Source organism: Sorangium sp. So ce128, assembly GCF_051525245.1.
Classification (GTDB): Bacteria; Myxococcota_A; Polyangia; order Polyangiales; family Polyangiaceae; genus Sorangium; species Sorangium cellulosum_B.
The window spans coordinates 9,692,952-9,708,919 of sequence record NZ_CP150313.1; the positions used below are offsets into that span (position 1 = coordinate 9,692,952).

General features: G+C 70.8%; 13 protein-coding genes. 4 read left to right on the plus strand and 9 right to left on the minus strand.

Annotation, left to right across the window (positions count from 1 at the left end; translation table 11 throughout):
- Positions 1–128 precede the first annotated feature (128 nt).
- The 5 genes from WME82_RS36785 to WME82_RS36805 all read right to left on the minus strand — a co-directional run bounded on the left by WME82_RS36785 (position 129) and on the right by WME82_RS36805 (position 7,376).
- Positions 129–1,784, minus strand: a complete 1,656-nt coding sequence (locus tag WME82_RS36785) for a hypothetical protein (RefSeq protein WP_438039134.1) — start codon at positions 1,782–1,784, stop codon at positions 129–131.
- 140 nt (positions 1,785–1,924) lie between these two features.
- Positions 1,925–4,672, minus strand: coding sequence for an ATP-binding protein (locus WME82_RS36790; RefSeq protein WP_438039135.1), 2,748 nt, complete (start codon positions 4,670–4,672; stop codon positions 1,925–1,927).
- A gap of 162 nt (positions 4,673–4,834) precedes the next feature.
- Positions 4,835–5,434 carry a hypothetical protein gene (locus WME82_RS36795; RefSeq protein ID WP_438039136.1) on the minus strand — a complete coding sequence of 200 codons (600 nt, stop codon included), beginning with the start codon at positions 5,432–5,434 and terminating at the stop codon, positions 4,835–4,837.
- A 116-nt stretch (positions 5,435–5,550) separates the two neighbouring features.
- Positions 5,551–6,687: a hypothetical protein gene (locus WME82_RS36800; protein WP_438039137.1), complete on the minus strand. Its 1,137-nt coding sequence runs from the start codon at positions 6,685–6,687 to the stop codon at positions 5,551–5,553.
- Positions 6,684–7,376, minus strand: coding sequence for a hypothetical protein (locus WME82_RS36805; protein WP_438039138.1), 693 nt, complete (start codon positions 7,374–7,376; stop codon positions 6,684–6,686). Before WME82_RS36805 ends, WME82_RS36800 begins: the two co-directional genes overlap by 4 nt.
- Before the next feature lie 1,048 nt (positions 7,377–8,424).
- Between WME82_RS36805 and WME82_RS36810 the strand changes: the two genes are divergently transcribed.
- The 3 genes from WME82_RS36810 to WME82_RS36820 all read left to right on the plus strand — a co-directional run bounded on the left by WME82_RS36810 (position 8,425) and on the right by WME82_RS36820 (position 11,005).
- Positions 8,425–9,243: a hypothetical protein gene (locus WME82_RS36810; RefSeq protein WP_438039139.1), complete on the plus strand. Its 819-nt coding sequence runs from the start codon at positions 8,425–8,427 to the stop codon at positions 9,241–9,243.
- A 363-nt stretch (positions 9,244–9,606) separates the two neighbouring features.
- Complete coding sequence (locus tag WME82_RS36815) at positions 9,607–9,789, plus strand: hypothetical protein (RefSeq protein ID WP_438039140.1); 183 nt, start codon at positions 9,607–9,609, stop codon at positions 9,787–9,789.
- Positions 9,790–9,850: 61 nt separating this feature from the next.
- Positions 9,851–11,005 (plus strand): hypothetical protein, encoded by a 1,155-nt coding sequence (locus WME82_RS36820; RefSeq protein ID WP_437912748.1) that lies wholly within the window; start codon positions 9,851–9,853, stop codon positions 11,003–11,005.
- Between the two features lie 20 nt (positions 11,006–11,025).
- Here the strand turns inward: WME82_RS36820 and WME82_RS36825 are convergent, their stop codons facing one another.
- From WME82_RS36825 to WME82_RS36840, 4 genes are read right to left on the minus strand one after another with little or no spacing between them, the layout of a single operon-like run.
- The gene (locus WME82_RS36825; RefSeq protein ID WP_437912749.1) at positions 11,026–11,535 is read right to left on the minus strand and encodes a hypothetical protein; all 510 of its coding nucleotides are present in this window, start codon (positions 11,533–11,535) and stop codon (positions 11,026–11,028) included.
- Entirely contained in the window at positions 11,523–11,948 is a 426-nt protein-coding gene (locus tag WME82_RS36830; protein WP_438039141.1) for a hypothetical protein, read from the minus strand. Before WME82_RS36830 ends, WME82_RS36825 begins: the two co-directional genes overlap by 13 nt.
- 14 nt (positions 11,949–11,962) lie before the next feature.
- A complete protein-coding gene (locus WME82_RS36835; RefSeq protein ID WP_438039142.1) occupies positions 11,963–13,342 on the minus strand; it encodes a serine/threonine protein kinase in 1,380 nt (459 codons plus the stop codon).
- Between the two features lie 53 nt (positions 13,343–13,395).
- Positions 13,396–14,307, minus strand: a complete 912-nt coding sequence (locus tag WME82_RS36840) for a hypothetical protein (RefSeq protein WP_438039143.1) — start codon at positions 14,305–14,307, stop codon at positions 13,396–13,398.
- Between the two features lie 520 nt (positions 14,308–14,827).
- Here WME82_RS36840 and WME82_RS36845 point away from each other — a divergent pair.
- Positions 14,828–15,646: a hypothetical protein gene (locus tag WME82_RS36845; RefSeq protein WP_438039144.1), complete on the plus strand. Its 819-nt coding sequence runs from the start codon at positions 14,828–14,830 to the stop codon at positions 15,644–15,646.
- Positions 15,647–15,968: the final 322 nt, after the last annotated feature.

Here is a 15,968-nt window from a genome sequence, read left to right on the forward strand (position 1 = left end):
CGAACAGGCTAGATCCCCGCCGCGCGACCGCCCCTTAATCCCCTCTTAAACCGACTCGCGCGCTCCCCGCCGCGGCCGGACGATGGGAGGCGGAGAGGGACGGATGACGTTCGGAGAGAGCGCCCGGCTCAGAGCGGCAGGTGCGCGAGGAAGATGTCGGTCCAGCCTTTGCTCTTCAGGGAGCCGAAGCCGGTCTGTAGCTCGCGGAAGTTCACCACGATCGACAGGTGTCCTTTCGCGTCGAGCACGGAGACGGCGGGGTTGACAGACACCCCGAGCTCGGTGCCGAGCTCGACGAGCCGCCGCTGCGCGACGAATGCGCCGGTGTCTGGCTCGTAGGTGGCGACGTACGTTCCCAGCTCGTCCAACGCGCCGCCGCCGAGGTTGAGGGGCCCGCCGAACGAGGCGATGAGCGCGATCCGGCCGTCGGGCGCGAAGGAGAGGCTGGTCGAGCGGACCCCGGACGTCGGGAGCGACTTCACCCACCGGATCGCGCCGTCCTCGCCGGCGAGCTTCATGAGGAACGCGCCGCGTAACACGGTGCCGATGGGTCCCTCGCCGAGGTCGGCGCCCCCCTCGATCTGACCGGCGACCAGCACGTCGCCGTGCTCGTCCACGATCAGCGCCTTCGCCAGATCGCCAGCGCTAGAACCCAGGTCCCTGGGTTTGCCGAAGTGCCTCGACCAGAGGTGGGCACCGTCCTCCCCAGAGTACTTCGCCACCCAGGCCTGATTGCCTTTCAGCCCGAGGGTGGCGCCCCCGCCGAGGTCGGCGTCGCCGGTGAAGTCGCCGGCGACGAAGATGTCGCCACGGGAGTCCACGGCCAGCCCGCCGATCGGGGCCCACAACGGGGCGAGTCCAGACAGGTGTCCCACGTCCGTCGTGAAGCGGGTCGTCCCGTCGGCGGCGAACCTGGCGAGGGTGAGGCGGCCCGCGGATTGGGCGGCCACGAAGACGTCGTTTCCGGGACCAACGGTCACGCGGCCTCCCTGGTCGATGCCGCCGCCGCCCAGGCGGTGCATCCAGCGCGGGCTGCCGTCCCGATCGAGCGCGAGGACGAAGATGTCGGACGAGGGGACCCCCGTCTCGAAGGCGACCTCCGGGTCGTCTACATCCGGCTCTTCCAGGACGAGGTCACCGGCTTCGAGAGGACCATCCGCGTGGTGGCCGACGACGGCGATGCCGTCGTTTCGGTCGACCGCGACCCCCGTGACCATCGCCTGGTAGCCGCGGAAGCGCCGGACCCAGCGCAGGGCGCCGTCGTCTGCATACGTGGCGACGAAGGGGTCCTCGAAACCGACGATCTGCGTGGCGCCCGCGCCGAAGTCGGCCGTTCCCATCGAGCTGCCAGCCAGGATGACGTTTGCTTCGCTATCGATCGCGAGGGCCATGGCCCACTCGCCATCGGGGCTCGAGATCTGCCGATACCAGGCGTCTGCTGGCAGCGATCCCCCGCCGCCGTCCAGGGCGCCGCCCTCACCCGTGCTGCCGCCCCAACCGGGGCCGCCGCCCTCACCCGTGCTGCCGCCCCAACCGGGGCCGCCGCCCTCACCCGTGCTGCCGCCCCAACCGGGGCCGCCGCCCTCACCCGTGCTGCCGCCCCAACCAGGGCCGCCGCCCTCACCCGTGCTGCCGGCCCCCACCCCATCGCCGCCGAAACCTCCTGATCCCGCGCTGCTAGCGCTGCTCGATGCGGCGGCCGGCTCGGGCTCACCGCTCTCACCGCATCCGGCGAGGGGAATGGCAGGGACAAGGATCAGCAGAGCAGAAGCAATGATGCGCATGGCGTGACCTCCGCCGAACAGGCTAGGTCCCCGCCGCAGGACCACCCCTTAATCCCCTCTTAAACCGACTCGCGCGCCCTCCCGCGGCGCCCCCGCCCTCGCTCTCCCAGCCATTCCGCGGGCGGCCGGCGAGCCGCCCCCTACCGCCGCCTCCCCCCGCCTTCGCCCTCGCCGTCGCCCGTCTTCCCCCCGCGCGAATCCTCCCCTCCCCCCGAGGCCGGCTCCACCGCGACGTAGTGGACCGGCAGCGCCGGATCCAGCGAGTACCCCTCTGCGTCTCTCCGGAGCCACGGCTTCATCCCGAGCTTCCGCAGCTGGTTCATCGCCACGTAGATCCGGTTCGCCGCCGCGTCCGGCAAGATCCGCTCGCCGGGCCACCCCGCCTCCTTCAGCGCGGCCAGGGAGAGCCCTCGGCCGGGCGCAGACCGCTGCTGCTCGGCCAGCGCGTGCAGCAGGCGGCGCGCCGCGTGGCGCTCGCGCAGGTCGTGCCAGCCGCCGCCCGGCGGGCGGACGAAGCGCGCCCCCTCGGTCAGGAGGAGCTCGCCCTCCGCCCGCGCCTCGGGCGGGCCGCCCAGCGCCGCCAGGCTGCGCTCCAGGATCCGGAGCAGCAGCCGCACGTCGTCGGATCGGCTCGCGCTCGACGGCGATCCCTCCCGGGCGCGCGCGATCCTGCGCCGCGCCTCGCCCGCGTGCGCCGCCGCCTCCTCCCCCCGCCCCGCGCGGCGCGCCGCCTGGGCGAGCGCGAGGTCGACGAAGCCGGACGCCACCCGCGCGAGCTCCACGTCGGGCTCGTCCCCGAGCTGCGCGAGCAGCCGCTCCGCGGGCTCGATCGCGCGCCGCGCCTCCTCCACCTCGCCGACCGACGCGAGCGCCGCCCCGAGGCGGCAGAGGGCGATCCCCTCGGAGCGGCGGTCCCCGACCTCGCGGAGCAGCCCCACCGCGCGGCCGTGGCACGCGCGCGCATCGGCGAGGCGCCCCTCCTCGTGGTGGAGCGCGCCGAGGTTGCCGAGCGTGATCGCGAGCAGCCGGAGATCACCCACCTCGCCGAGGATCGCGGCGGCGCGCTCGTAGCGCCGCCGCGCCTGCGCGGGCGCCCCGCGCTCCTGCTCGAGCAGGCCGGCGTTCGTCGAGAAGATGCCCTCCATCCGGCCGTCGCCGATCTCCGCCGCGATCGCGATCGCCTGCTCGTAGTAAGCGGCGGCCTCGCCCTCGCGGCGCTCGTCGTGGTGGAGCGCGCCGAGGTTGCCGAGCACCCGCCCCTCGGCGCGGCGGTCGCCGAGGGCGCGGTGGAGCGCGAGCGCCTGCGCGTAGTGGTCGCGCGCGCGCTCCATGTCGCGCCGGCCGTGGTGGAGCACGCCGAGATCCGCGAGGATCCCCGAGAGGAGCGCCTCTGCGCCGAGCGCCGCCGCCTGCGCGCGGGCGCGCTCGAGGTCCTCGAGCGCGGCCTCCGCCTGCCCTCGGAGCCGCCGCGCGCGCCCCCGCGCCGCGAGCGCGCGGGCCACGACGCGCGGATCGGCCGCGAGCGCCTCGGCCGCCGCGAGCGCGCGGTCGAGCAGCTCGAGCTGCGCCCCGAACGGCCCGCGGGTGCTGAGCACGGGCTCGACGGCGCAGAGCGCCCGCAGCGCGCGCTCGGCCGCCGCCTCGGAGCCGGCGCGAGGCGCCGTCGCCGGGGCGGGCGCGCCCTCGGCGACGGCGAGCAGCTCCTCCAGATCGCCGGCGATGCGGTTGAGCGCGTCGAGCGCGCCGCGCCGCTCGAAGTCCCCGGCCGCCGCCTCGCCGGCGGCCAGGTAGAACGCAGCGTGCCGCTCGATCGCGGCCTCGCGCTCCCCGCGCTCGGCGAGCTTCTCGGCGGCGAGCTCTCGCACCACCTCGTAGAGCGCGAAGCGCGTCGCCCCGTCGCTCCTCGGGGGCGCCGCGCGGAGCAGCGACTTGTCGCGCAGCGCCTCGATCCGATCGATCGCGGCGGCGTCGGGCTCCGCGAGGACGGCGGCGGCCGCCGCGAGCGTGAACGGCCCGTGGAAGGCGGAGCAGCAGGCGAGCGCCCGTCGCTCGCGGTCGTCGAGGAGGTCCCACGACCACTCGATCGCGCTGCGCAGCGTCGCCTGCCGCGCCTCCCTGCCGCGCGCCGCGCCCGCGAGCAGGTCGAGCCGGCTCCCGAGCCGCGCGAGCAGGCCGCGCACGCCGAGCACGCCCTCGCGCGCCGCCGCGAGCTCGATCGCGAGCGGGATGCCCTCGAGGCGCCGCACCAGCGCGGCGACGTCGGCGAGGTGCTCGTCGCCGGGCGGCGGCGGCGGCGCGGAAGCGCGTTGGGCCGCGGCGCGATCGAGGAAGAGCGCCACGGCCGCGCTGCGCTCGGTCGAGCCCTCCGCGGGGAGGCCGAGGGGGCCGAGCTCGTAGCTGATCTCCCCTGCCAGGCGGGTGCGCTCGCGCGACGTCGCGAGGAAGCGGAGCTCGGGCGCCGCGCGCACCCACGCGTCGAGGGCCGGCGCGGCCTGCTCGAGCACGTGCTCCAGGTTGTCGAGCACGAGCAGCGCCGGCCCCTCGGTCGCGAGGGCGCGGCCGATCCGCTCGACGAGCGTCGCTTCCCGGCGCCCTGCCGCGACCTGCGCCCCGATCGCGCGCGCGACCGCGCCGCAGACGGCGCGCAGGTCGCGGCAGGCGGTGAGCTCGCAGAGCCACACGGCCTCGCCGGCCTGCGCTTCGGCCCACCGGCTGGCGAGCTCCAGGGCGAGGCGTGTCTTGCCCATGCCGGCCGGGCCCCAGAGGGTGACGAGCCGTTCGCCGCGCCGGAGCAGCTCGGCGATCGCGACGAGCTCGCCGTCCCGGCCGATGAAGCGCGACGCGGGCAGGGCAAGGTGCCGCCTCCGCGGCCGAGCTGCGTCCGCCATGCGCTGACCTTCGATCGGACGGGGGCTGGATTCAACGCCGGAGCGGGCGGACGGCGGGGCTGCGGCGGGACGGGCGCGGTGGGACGGCGGAGACGCGGTGGGGCGGCGGAGATGCGGCGCGACGGCGGAGATAGGGCGGGACGGCGGAGATGCGGCGGGGGCTCAGGGTCGCACGAGCGGGGTCACGAGCAGCTTCTTCCGTGCGCCGCTGAGCTCGACCTGCACCTCGATCCCGCGCCGATCGAGCACCGACAGCGGGCGGATCGGCGTCACCTGGGCATAGAGATCGCCGGCGCCGCACCAGGTGCCCTGGAGCGCGGGCGCGTCGGTGTCGTCGGGCGTGAAGACGACGGCGCCGGTGCGGCAGCCGCCGTCGACCGCCGCGTAGAGGCCCTCGATGCGGTCAAGCGCCGCGGGGCGCGCGCGAAAGGCGAGCTCCGCGCCCTCAGGCGTGCGCAGCCGGCCGGATTCGCCGCCCGGATCGGCGGTGGCCATCCACCCGTCGCTCTCGAGCGAGAACGCGCCGCTCGGGTCCTCGGCTCCCTCGAACCACCGGGTCATGATCGCGTAGCTGCTCACGCCGCCGCAGACGTAGAGCGTGACCGTGCCCTCGCCGCGCACGAGGGCGAGCACGGCGTCCGTGCCGTCGACCGTGCCGACCGAGATCTCGGGCGGCGGGGCCTCCGGGTCTGCCGCGCACCCCGCGCAGAACACGGCGCCGAGCACCCCGGCGGCGCGCGCGAGCGCGCGAGCGCTCTTCATGGAGAAAACGATCCCACCGGAGCGATGAAAAAAGCCCATGGGGTCTAATTTTAGTCGAGACCCGGGGCGGAGGGAGCCGCAGTTCCGCGCCAAAGGCAAATGGGAGTCCGTGAGCGCTACGCCCCCCCGTCCGGCGGAACATCGCCGGACAGCCCCTTTCGTCGCGCGGCGCGGACCGCCGCGAGCCAGTGCACCCTGGCCGGGTCGCTGTCCCACGGCGGGGCTTCCCGGTAGAGCGAGTCCCAGAATTCGCGCGCTGCCGCCTCGGCGGTCGCGAGCTCGCTCTCGCCTTCGGGCGCGTCCTCGACGGCATCCACGAGAGCACGCCATGGGTCCGAGTCGTAGCCTCTCAGGTTCGGCCACGGCCTTGCGGGCTCTCCGTCGAAGAGCCCGTCGCTGCTCTGGAGATAGCCCTCGTACGCGCTCTGGGCCACGGCGTCTCGCCGGCGACGGTTGACCTCGTTCACGCAGGAGTGGCGGTAGGACTCGGCCCATTCGCGGTCCTCCTCCGGCACGTCGTCTCGCCAGGCGCTCGCATAGAGGTCGCGCAGTTCCTGCTGGAGCGCCCGGTACTCCTTGGTATCCGTGCAGTGACTCGACGCGTCCCAGAGGGCTCGGTTGCGCGCCGCGCTCGGCCCAGGGAGATGGAGCAGCGTATTCACCGGCCAGAACCGCGCAGGCTCCAGCCTCGGGGCGATGGGCCTCGTCATGGATCTCGGGAGCCCGCGGCGCCCGCGCCGAACCCCCCTCCGAAAGGCGCGGAGCGCCGAGGGCCGGTCCACCTCGGGGGCGTCGTCGACCGCCAGCGCCCGCCAGATGGACGTCCGGTGGAGGCGCGCTGTCGGATCGCCCGTCGCGCCCTCGCCCTCGCCCGCGACCGTCTGCCCGAAGTCCACGACGAACGCAAAAAACGCGCTCTTGACGGCTTCGAGCAGCATCGGCCACGGCGGAGCGGGCTCCTTGTCGAACCTGCCCGTGAGGCTCTCGGGAGAGCCCGCATCCACGCTCGGGCGGATGGCCTCGGGCCGCGAATCGTCGACCCACCTCCCGAATTTCTCCCGATGCGCCTCGGCCCATGCGCGATCCGCCTCGGGCAGGTCGTCGTGCCATGCTTCGGCGCACAGCCTGCCCAGGGTCTCGAGGTCCATGTTCCGACCCAAGGCATCCTGGGGCGAAAATAGGTGACTCGCCGTGCCCGCCTCGACCTCGATGCGCCGCATGAGGTACCACACGCGCGACGTTTTGAGCTTCATGGATAATCCCCTGGCTCACCGCCCGTCGGGTCGGTGGGTTGCTCGCCCGGAAGGTCCGTTGGCCGAGGTGGGCACCCCCAGCCTGGTCCAGCGCCGAGCGGGCAGAGGAGCGGGACGAGCTGAGGGGCAGCAAATCCCGGAGGCGGCGCCGGGAGCGAGATCAGCCAGTCGATCAGCTCGTCGACTGTGATCGATCTGGGGTTCGTCAGGTTGGACGGCACTTTCTCCGGCTCGTAGCGGGAATCCCAAACGAACCTGCACTCGACATTCGTCACCCCCGGCACCTGTTCCTCACGCAAGATCTTGCTCTCCCTGTTTTTGCCGTCCACGGCTTGAAGTTTGTCGGCACACATCGTGTAGGTTACGGCGATATCTCCTGATTCGAGGAGGCAGTCGAGCAAGTCGGCGACGGTATACGTCGGCTCCTGGTCGTTCCAGCCGCTCCAGGTGCCGCCGGCCTTCAACCGGCACTGGAGCTTGCCCACCTGATCATTCGGGTCCTTGTATAGCTTGAGCCACTTCACCGCGTTAACATTCATGTTCCACTTATCCCAGGACGACAGCGTCTCGGGCGGCAGCATCGCGATCTGTTGTCTCAGCTCCTCACGGTCGCTGGGGTCCACGATCGAGCAGCCAAGGGCGATCAGTGTGGCCGCAGCGGCCGCCATAGTCTTCAGGAGCAGCTTCATGCGCGCAGCGTCTCATGGACAGGCGGTGAGCATCAAGCCATCCGCGCTCCCCGTCCCCGCGCCGCGCCTTCCCGATGCCCACGTGCGGGCGTCGCTATTCCTGAGCGAGCTCGCATGGGCGCGAGAGAGGACCGCGCTTCACCCCCGCGCCAGAGCACCGCCACCGCCCCAAACCCGACACTTACGCCTCGGACGATATCGCCAGAGGCCGGTGCGATGAAAATGCCCATGGGGTCGTATTTTACTCGAAGCCCGGGGCGGATGGAGCCGGAGTTCCGCGGTGGACGGCGCCGAGCGTGGTGCCATCTCAACCCGGGTCGAGCGGCGCGAGCGTTCGCGGAGCCGCGCTCGAAAGAACGGCGCAACTCTGCGCTGCTGGTGAAGGGCGGTTCGGGCGGGCTTCCTCGATCCGGCGATGTTGGGCAAATGGTTCGGCACCTTCACTGCCACTTCTTCAAAGGCGAGGCCCCGGCCAGTGGCCGCGCTTGGGCGCCGGTCACCGTCCTCCAGGTGGTCCGTCGCGGCTTGACCTACGGCGGCGACCGCTGGTAAGGTCGGCCACCGTCTGCGGGTACGTGGATCGGTGAATCAGGGGGGAACCGATGAACCATCGGCGCAGCGTTCCGCTCGTCATGTTTGCATGCGGCCGCTCAATCGTGGATCCCAGCGATCGCGACGAGCTGAGACACCGAATTGCGGCAATGCCATTCGATCCGCCCGGCGGCCAACCGGGAGATCGGCCGTGAAGTGGTGGTCGAACTTCCCACCGGGAGGGGTTCAACTGCGCGAAGCAGTCTGCGGACAGGGGCTCTTTACAACCAAAGATTCCAAATCATGGAACTGGGACCTCGAGAATCTGGGCAGGCATTGCGCCGAAGCGTGGCGAGACGACTTGCTTGAGGAGGACCGCACATGGGCCGAGCGGCACCGCGAGAAGTTCAGGCGGTGGATTGACGATTCGCTCCCCTTGGGCGTCGGCCGAAGAAACGCAGGCGCTCTCCCGAGCCGCCACGGACGCGTCGACGGACACCCGGCCCCACCTTGGCCGATGCTGCTGGAAGCCGTCCAGAGCGCGTTCTTTTTCATGCTCGAGGCCTTCAAGAACGAGCACGAGGGCACAAGCGAGCTCGCTCCGACTGACCCCACGTCTCGCCTCCACGGGACCTATTTCTGGCGAACGCTGACGTCCGACGATACGGCCGCGGAGATCCGGGCCCAGGCGCTCCGCGCCTTTCGTAGGGGATTTCGGATCGGCCGCCGCGGAAAACCGAGGACGTTGACGCGGCCCATCCCGCCGATGCTGACATCACCCCGTTACTGGGGAGGCCCCGGATATCCTGAGTTCCCCGGACCGAGCGCCGCGCGCGAGCGCGCAATCAAGGCGCTGCCGTTTCCGGCGACTCGGGAGGAGCTTACGGCGCGCGATGAGGAACTGCGCACGCTGTATGCGACCGCATGGAGAGACGATGTGCCGGAGGAGGACCGCATCTGGGCCGCAGAGTTCCGCAACGCGTGCACGATGTCGGTCAACAGTGCCAGGCGAAACGCCCTCGCGCAAAGCGCCTACGAAGGCTATCTACAGAGCAGCGATGGACGCTTCGGTGGGGAGCCTGCTCGGCCGTGGCCGAGCCTGTACCACCTCGCCGCGGAACCATGGCGTTCGTTCGTGGACCGCGTCGAGGAGGCGCCCGAAGGCGAGAGCGAGCAGGTGACGACCGAGGCGGCCGTATGGGAATACTGGGACACGCTCTACCAGGAGGCCCCGCCATGGGACAGCGACCCCGACCGGGCGCACTGGCTCGCAGCGGTCCGCGCCGCTCGAAGGAAGGCGCAGGCCGACGATGGTCCGCCGGAAATTGGCAGATAGCGCGCTGACGGGGTCGCGCGCCGGGCTCGTCGCGCTGTCGCTCCTGCCCGCGGTCGCGCGGGCGGAAGAGGGCGCGCCGCCGCGCTGGGAGATCGACGTCAAGGCGACCTACGTCGTGCTGGGGTCGCGTGCCACGCGCGCGACGGGCGGCATCATGCCATCGGTCACCGGCTTGCGCCGATGGCCCGTCCGCAACGCCGTGGACATCGGCATCGGCGCCGACGTGGGCCTCTTCGGTCTGGGCGGCGACGCGGGCTGGCTCGGCGTGCTGACCGGCCCCACGGCGGCCGTCCGGGGCAGGCCGTTCCGTGCGCCGGTGTCCTTCGAGCTCGCGGCGCGGTTCGACTTCGGGCGCATCCCTGTGTGCAACGCATGGGGTTGTGCCTGCGTTATCTTGGATTCTTCCCGGCCATGGAGGCCGGCGCGGCCTATCTGTCGACGCAGCATGTGGCGATCGTGGCGACGTGCGGTGTCCGCTTCATCCGCACGCTCGCGTGGTCTGGTGTCAGCGTGGAGCCAGCAGCGGCAGGTCGGATCTTCTGGTAGGTATGACCTTGACGGGCGTAGAGCCCACCGACCCCACGTGCGGTCGACCCGGAGATTGCTCATGAACCCTTCGCTGGGGGAGACGAAGCCCTTCGTGACTCGAGTCGTGCGCGAGGCGGCGCTCGGACACGCGCTGTTCTCGACCAAGGATCCCGAACGATGGAGGTCGCGCTCGGAGGATCTGGGCAAGCTGTGCGCCGAAGTGTGGTACGACGATCTGCCCGAGAGGGACCGCGCATGGGCGGCGGCGCACCGCGAGAGCTTCAGGAAGTGGGTCGACGATCAGGGACCGAACGGCACAGAGCCGGGAGCCAGCGAAAGCGCTCTCCGGGGCAGCCAGGGGCACATTCCCCGGACGTTCACCCCGCCGTGGCCGATGCTGCTCGCCGCCGTCGAGAGCGCGTTCCTCGCCTTCGTCAATGCGTTCGACGAGACGCCTGCCAGCGACGGTGAACAGGCCCCGGCCGCGGCAGCCTCGCGCCTTCAGCGTACCTACCTCTGGCGGACCCTTGCTTCCGACGACACGGCCGAGCAGCACCGGCCCGGGATGCTCCGCGCCTTCCAGCGGGGTTTTCGGCTCGCTCTCCGCGGCGCCCCGAGCTCGATGAAGAGGCCCATCCCTCCGATGCTGGAACCACCGTGGTACTGGGGCGCCGGGCTGCCGGAGTACCCCGGACCGAGCGCCGCGCGCGAGCGAGCCCTCCGTGCCGAGCGCGACCAGGCCCTCCAGGCTCCGCCAGTACCCGGCGATCGACAGGGGTGGCTGACACGCCAGCAGGAGCTGCGCGCTCTCTATGCGAGCGCATGGCGGGACGACGTGCCGGAGGAGGACCGCGAGTGGGCCCAAGCGGTTCGTGATTGTTGCACGAGGCATGTCAACCGCCGCCGGCGCGACGCCATCGCTCAGAGCGCCTACGAGAGCTATCTCCAGAGCAGCGGTGGGGTCTTCGACAGGGCACCCGGCCGGCCGTGGCCGAATCTGAGCCATCACGCCTCGGAACCCTGGCGTGCCTTCGTGGACCGCGTCGACGACGCGCCCGACGGAGAGAGCGAGATCGAGACGGCCGAGGCCGCAGCGCGCGAGTACTGGGACACGCTCTACCGGGAGGCCCCGCCGTGGGACAGCGATCCGGACCAAGCGCACTGGCTCGCCGCGGTCCGCGCCGCTCGAGCCAAGGCGCAGGCCGACGACAGTCCGCCCGAGAGGGCGCGATAGCCCCAGGAGAGCCCGTCCGCCTAATCGGCCCCGCTGCAGTCCGAGACGTGAAAGACCGCCGTCTCCACGCGCGCCGTTGCCCCGTCGAAGAGCCGGATGATGTCACACGGCCCCGCCGTCACGTCGGCCTCGTACGGGTCCGTTGGCTGCTCCTGGACAATAATCTCACAAGGACCCTGGTAGAGATCTCCGTCGATCGTCGCAGATACATGAGGCAGGCCGCCCCCGTCCATGACGTTGATGAAGGAAAGCCGGGCACCATCCCCCTTCTCCACCACCACGCTGAGGCCGCCCGAGTTCCGCACCACGCACAGCCCTGTCGGATCGTCGTCCAGGCCCACAAGTTTCGTTCCGTTACCGCCGGTGTCGATCACCAGCTCTTCGCCGGCGCGCGTCACAACCGCCTTGCCCGAGACCTCGGGCTCGGCTTGAGCGAGGCATCCTCCACCCGAGCTCCACACGACAACCCAGAACAGCGGCGAGAGCGCACGTGCGAGAGAATTTGCCATCGGCTCGCTCATGTCGTGCATTCGCCGAAGCTTAGAGGGATCACCGTCGGCGGGTGCCCCGCGGGCGTGCAGCACATCACGTGCTCTTTTCCATTCTCCTCGACATACACCGCGCGATCCTCGTATCCCTCGTAGCAGATCTCCTCGTCCTCGGTCGGGATCACGCAAAGGGTGTACCCGTCCGGGAGGTCATCGCGAACGACGCCTGCGCAAGCACGTGCGAACGACGGCGACTCGGGTGAGGTGGAGGTATCTTCCCGCCAGCCATCCCAGAGGACCTCCGTCTCTTCCGCACAGTCTTGCACCTCGTTCTGCGTGCCCTTCCAGAGCCACACGGCACGATCGCCCTCGTGGGGCCCTGTGCCAGGGCAGTCGCGGTCGGGCACACAACCTACCGCGGCCGCAGCGCCGATGAACAGAAGAACACATCGCATCGACAGAAGCCCTCCTAGTACATCGCAGGACCACAGCTCACATCGCCGGCCTCGCAGTACGGCAGGCGCAGCTCGGCTCTTGTCGCCACGCTCATTTGCCGCGGGAGCGCGGTGCGCGGCCGGTTGTCCGCTTCCCTCATCAACGCGGTCGGCGCCGAGCCCAGCGTTCGCGTCGAGCGCTGCACCTTTCGTGGCGGAGAGAGCGTATCCACCAGGGTCGCTGCATGTTTCTCCGCACGGAGCATGACCCGAGCCGGCTGGGTCAAGCAGAGCACCCCGGCGCCTATCGCAGCCAACGCAGCGAGCGAAGCAGCGATGCGTCGGGGGAATGGCCGCGGCGGCGTTCCGGAAGGACTGCGCCGGGCGGCCATGAGCTCTCGTTCCGATTGCCGGATCAACGACGGTGGCGGCGGCAAGACCGGCTCCTTCGGAGTGGAGGCCGGCCACGAGGGCACATCGAGCGGGGGAACCTGCGGCAGCGGAGGCTCGTCCTCGTTCGACGGCGCAGCCCCCGATGGCACAGCCCCGGGCGCGACCTCGGACGGTCGAGTATCCGGGCCTTCCATCATGGATGCTGGCGACCGTGGCCCTTCCAGGTGCGAGCTTCGCAGCGTTGACGGCACTGCGCCGGCGCTCGAAGCCCGATCATCACGGCGGCTCGGTGCCTGATCCAACGTAGGCCATGCGTCCACGAGGTCTTCGAGCACGGTGATGAAGTGGTTGACGTTCCTGTATCTGCGACGCGGATCCTCGGCCAGGGCCATCTCGATCGCGGCGGCGACAGCGCGCGGGGTGTCGTTCGGGATGACCGGGGTGATACGCCGCGCCCCAAGCTCACCCGGCTTGCCGACGTCCAGCGAGCGACGGCACACGAGCTCGTACAGCAGGGCTCCAAGCCCATAGACATCTGCCCGTGGGCCAACACGTTCGCCGCTCAGCAGCTCCGGCGCCACCAGCGGCTCTCGTGCGGCTTCGTGCGGCTCGATCCGGAACAACCTGACCAGGCCGAACTGGCGGATGCAGTAGTCGCGCTGCGACGTGATGAACACGCGCTCCGGACTCAGCGCCCCATGGCACCAGCCCAGCGCGTGGCAGCGCTCGATCGTTCGGGCGATCTCGATCACCATTCGCAGCGCGGTCGCCCCGAGATCGGCCCCGCAGATTGCGTCCTTGATGCCGATGCCGTCGCTTCGCCGGCACGCGACCCAGGCAGAGAGGCCGCTTGCGTCGCCGTAGAGAACGGGCTCGATCTGCGGCACCGCTCGCGAGATATCCTGCAGCCGCTTCAGCTCGGACGTGAAGACCTTCCTATCCAAGGCCTGGCCCTCACGAACGTGCAACCAGACCGTCGCTCCCTCATCGCCTACTTGCCGGGCGAGGAACGTGCGGACCATGTCATCGTGAACCTCGCCGAGGATCCGGTGACCTTCCCAGACGGTACCAGGCTCTACCACGAGAACCGCACCTCCGCGCCAGCCCTGCGCGCGCGAATCTGAGTGCCATTCGGCAGCACCGCAACCGCGAGTGTCGCGGCACCGAGCGCGGTCCCGGCAACAAGCGCTGCCGTGCTGAGGTGCTGCTTTAACTCGACGGCCTGCTGCTCTCCTCGAAACACGCCCGCAGTCTGGATGTCCGAGTGGGGCTTGCACATCTCCTCCCTCAAGGCGCTGTCCTCGGTCGATGCCACGATGTGCAGCACGATTCCTGAGACCAGGAATACGCCGGACGCCGCGGAGCCCGTATAGAGAAGCCAGGGCGCCGGACCGGGTTCCGGCCGTACCGGCGCGCCCGCCGGCGTCGCCTTCAGCGGAGCGACCGAGCGCACGCTCGCCGGTTCGGCGCTCAAAAGAACAACGCGCGATTCTCTCGCGGCGACGTGCACCGTGGAGCGTGCCTTGCGGCCATCAGGCAACATCGTCGTGATCTCATGCTGCCCAGGCGCCACGTAGATCTGACCGCTTTCGTCCACGAGGCGCCCGTCCACGAGCACGGGCGCCGCCCCCGCGGGCGCGAACACGTGGAGCTGCGCCACCTCGAGCCGCGCCGCGGCCAGATCCGCGTGGCGCGTGTCGTAAAGTCGCCGCTCCCTGGACGTGGCCGGCGGGCGCATCTCCTTCACGCACCGGGTGAGCTCCACCACGGCGTCCACCCAGCGCCCGAGCCGGCGGTCGAGCTGCCCGAGCTGGCAGATCCCCACCGTGGATCGCTCGATATCATAGATCTGCGCCCACAGGTCGCGAGCGCGCGCGATGTCGAGCCGCTCCAGGGCGGCCTCTGCCTCTCTGATCAAGGCTGTCACGCGCGGCGACCGTGGCGGCGGCGGCGCGGCGAACGCTGGCTCGAGCGCGAGGAGGAACATCGCGACGGCCGCCACGTGCGACCAACAGATGACCAGCGCAGAACGCAGCAAAGCGCACCTCGGCCCTACGAGGGGGACCGGATGCCGCGCCGGCCCAATCCGGTGCGGTACCGCCTTTTCAGCTCAGCCTCGGCTGGAGCGGCGTCCATCCCTCGGGCAGACGTGCACTAACATAGGTCTCCCCGCGCTTTGAATCCCCTACAGGCCGAATTTGCTCTCGCGAACCCATTGCAAATCGCGGCCACAAATTCTCACCAAATCGTCCTCCTGAGCGGTCGAGGTGCACCGCACGGAGCGCGCCTCTGGTGAGGAAGAGGGCCTCTCTTGGAAGGAGAGGGGCTCTCTCAGGCGATGAGCACATGCCCTGGCCGCCCATCCGGGCTCCCCGAGGCGGGGCGAGCGCAACCAGCGGTCCTCCGGCCACGGAGCAAGATCGCGACGGCTGCCTGAGCGCGCGGGGCGTTGCATCCAGCCAACCCGGACCGAGATTCGGGACGCCCCTGACGAAGGAGGGTATCTCATGGGTTATCGCAATCTCACCCCGCAAGCGATGGTCAACATCTCGGGCCCCTGGCTCGATCCGGAGCAGGATCGGAGGGTCTTCACGTCGCTACCGCTGCTCGCGCCGCTCCTGCCCGCGGTCGAGGAGGCGCACGGCCGGATCCTCACCACGCAGCGGCTCGGCTCCAGCCTTCAGCAGCAGGCGAAGGCGCTCATGGAGAAGGCCCTCGCGCTCGACGCGACGCACGATCGCAAGCTCCGCGGAGCGTACAACTACCTCGGCGCGCTCGCCGAGATGACCGACGACCCCGCGTTCGCGGCGGCGGTCCTCGATCTGCGCGACCGGCTCGCGCCGGCGGGGCTCAAGGCCATCTCGCGGAGCTACGGCGACCAGGCGGGCGACGCCAAGCTGCTCCCGTCGCGGCTCGACGACGCGTCGGAGAAGCTGCTCAAGAAGCTGAAGACGCCCGAGGGGCCGCTCGCGCAGGTGGTGGACGCCTGGGTCGCGGCCGCGCTCGAGATCGAGAAGGTGGAGGCGCAGCGCGAGCAGCTCGCGCTGAACGCCCCGTCGAACACCGACGGCGCCACGCCGCGGGAGGTGGTGAACGCCCGCAACGCCTGGATCCGCGTGGTCCGGGCCGTCGAGACGAACTTCGCCCTCGAGAAGGCGGCGACCGGGGAGCTCGTCGAGCGCCTCCTCGGCCGGCTCCGCCGCGAGTCCGCCCGGGCCGACCGGCGCGGTCGCAAGGGCGGCGCCGAGGGCGCGGCCGAGCCCGCACCCGCCGATGACGCCGCGCCGCCCGCCGGTGACGACGACGACTCCTTCGACGGCGCCTGAGCCGGGCGCTCCCAACCCGCGCGGCACGACGGGTCCCCGACGCTGGGGCGCGCGGTGCAAGACAACTTGCTCGATCCGCGGCCCTCCACCCCACAAAAGTAAGGCAACTTCCTTTATTCGCCGCCCGCTGGCGGGCGCACGGCTGTCCATTCGCTCGAAACGGGTGGCGGGCGGCGACCTCGGTAAGATGCTTCACTCTCAACCGCCGCCGGGCAGCGATCCTGAGTAAGATATCTTACGTCAAAGCGCCGCCGGGCGGAGATTTTGCGTAAGACAAATTACATCGAAGCGCCGCCCGGCAGCGATCGCAGGCAGTCCGCTT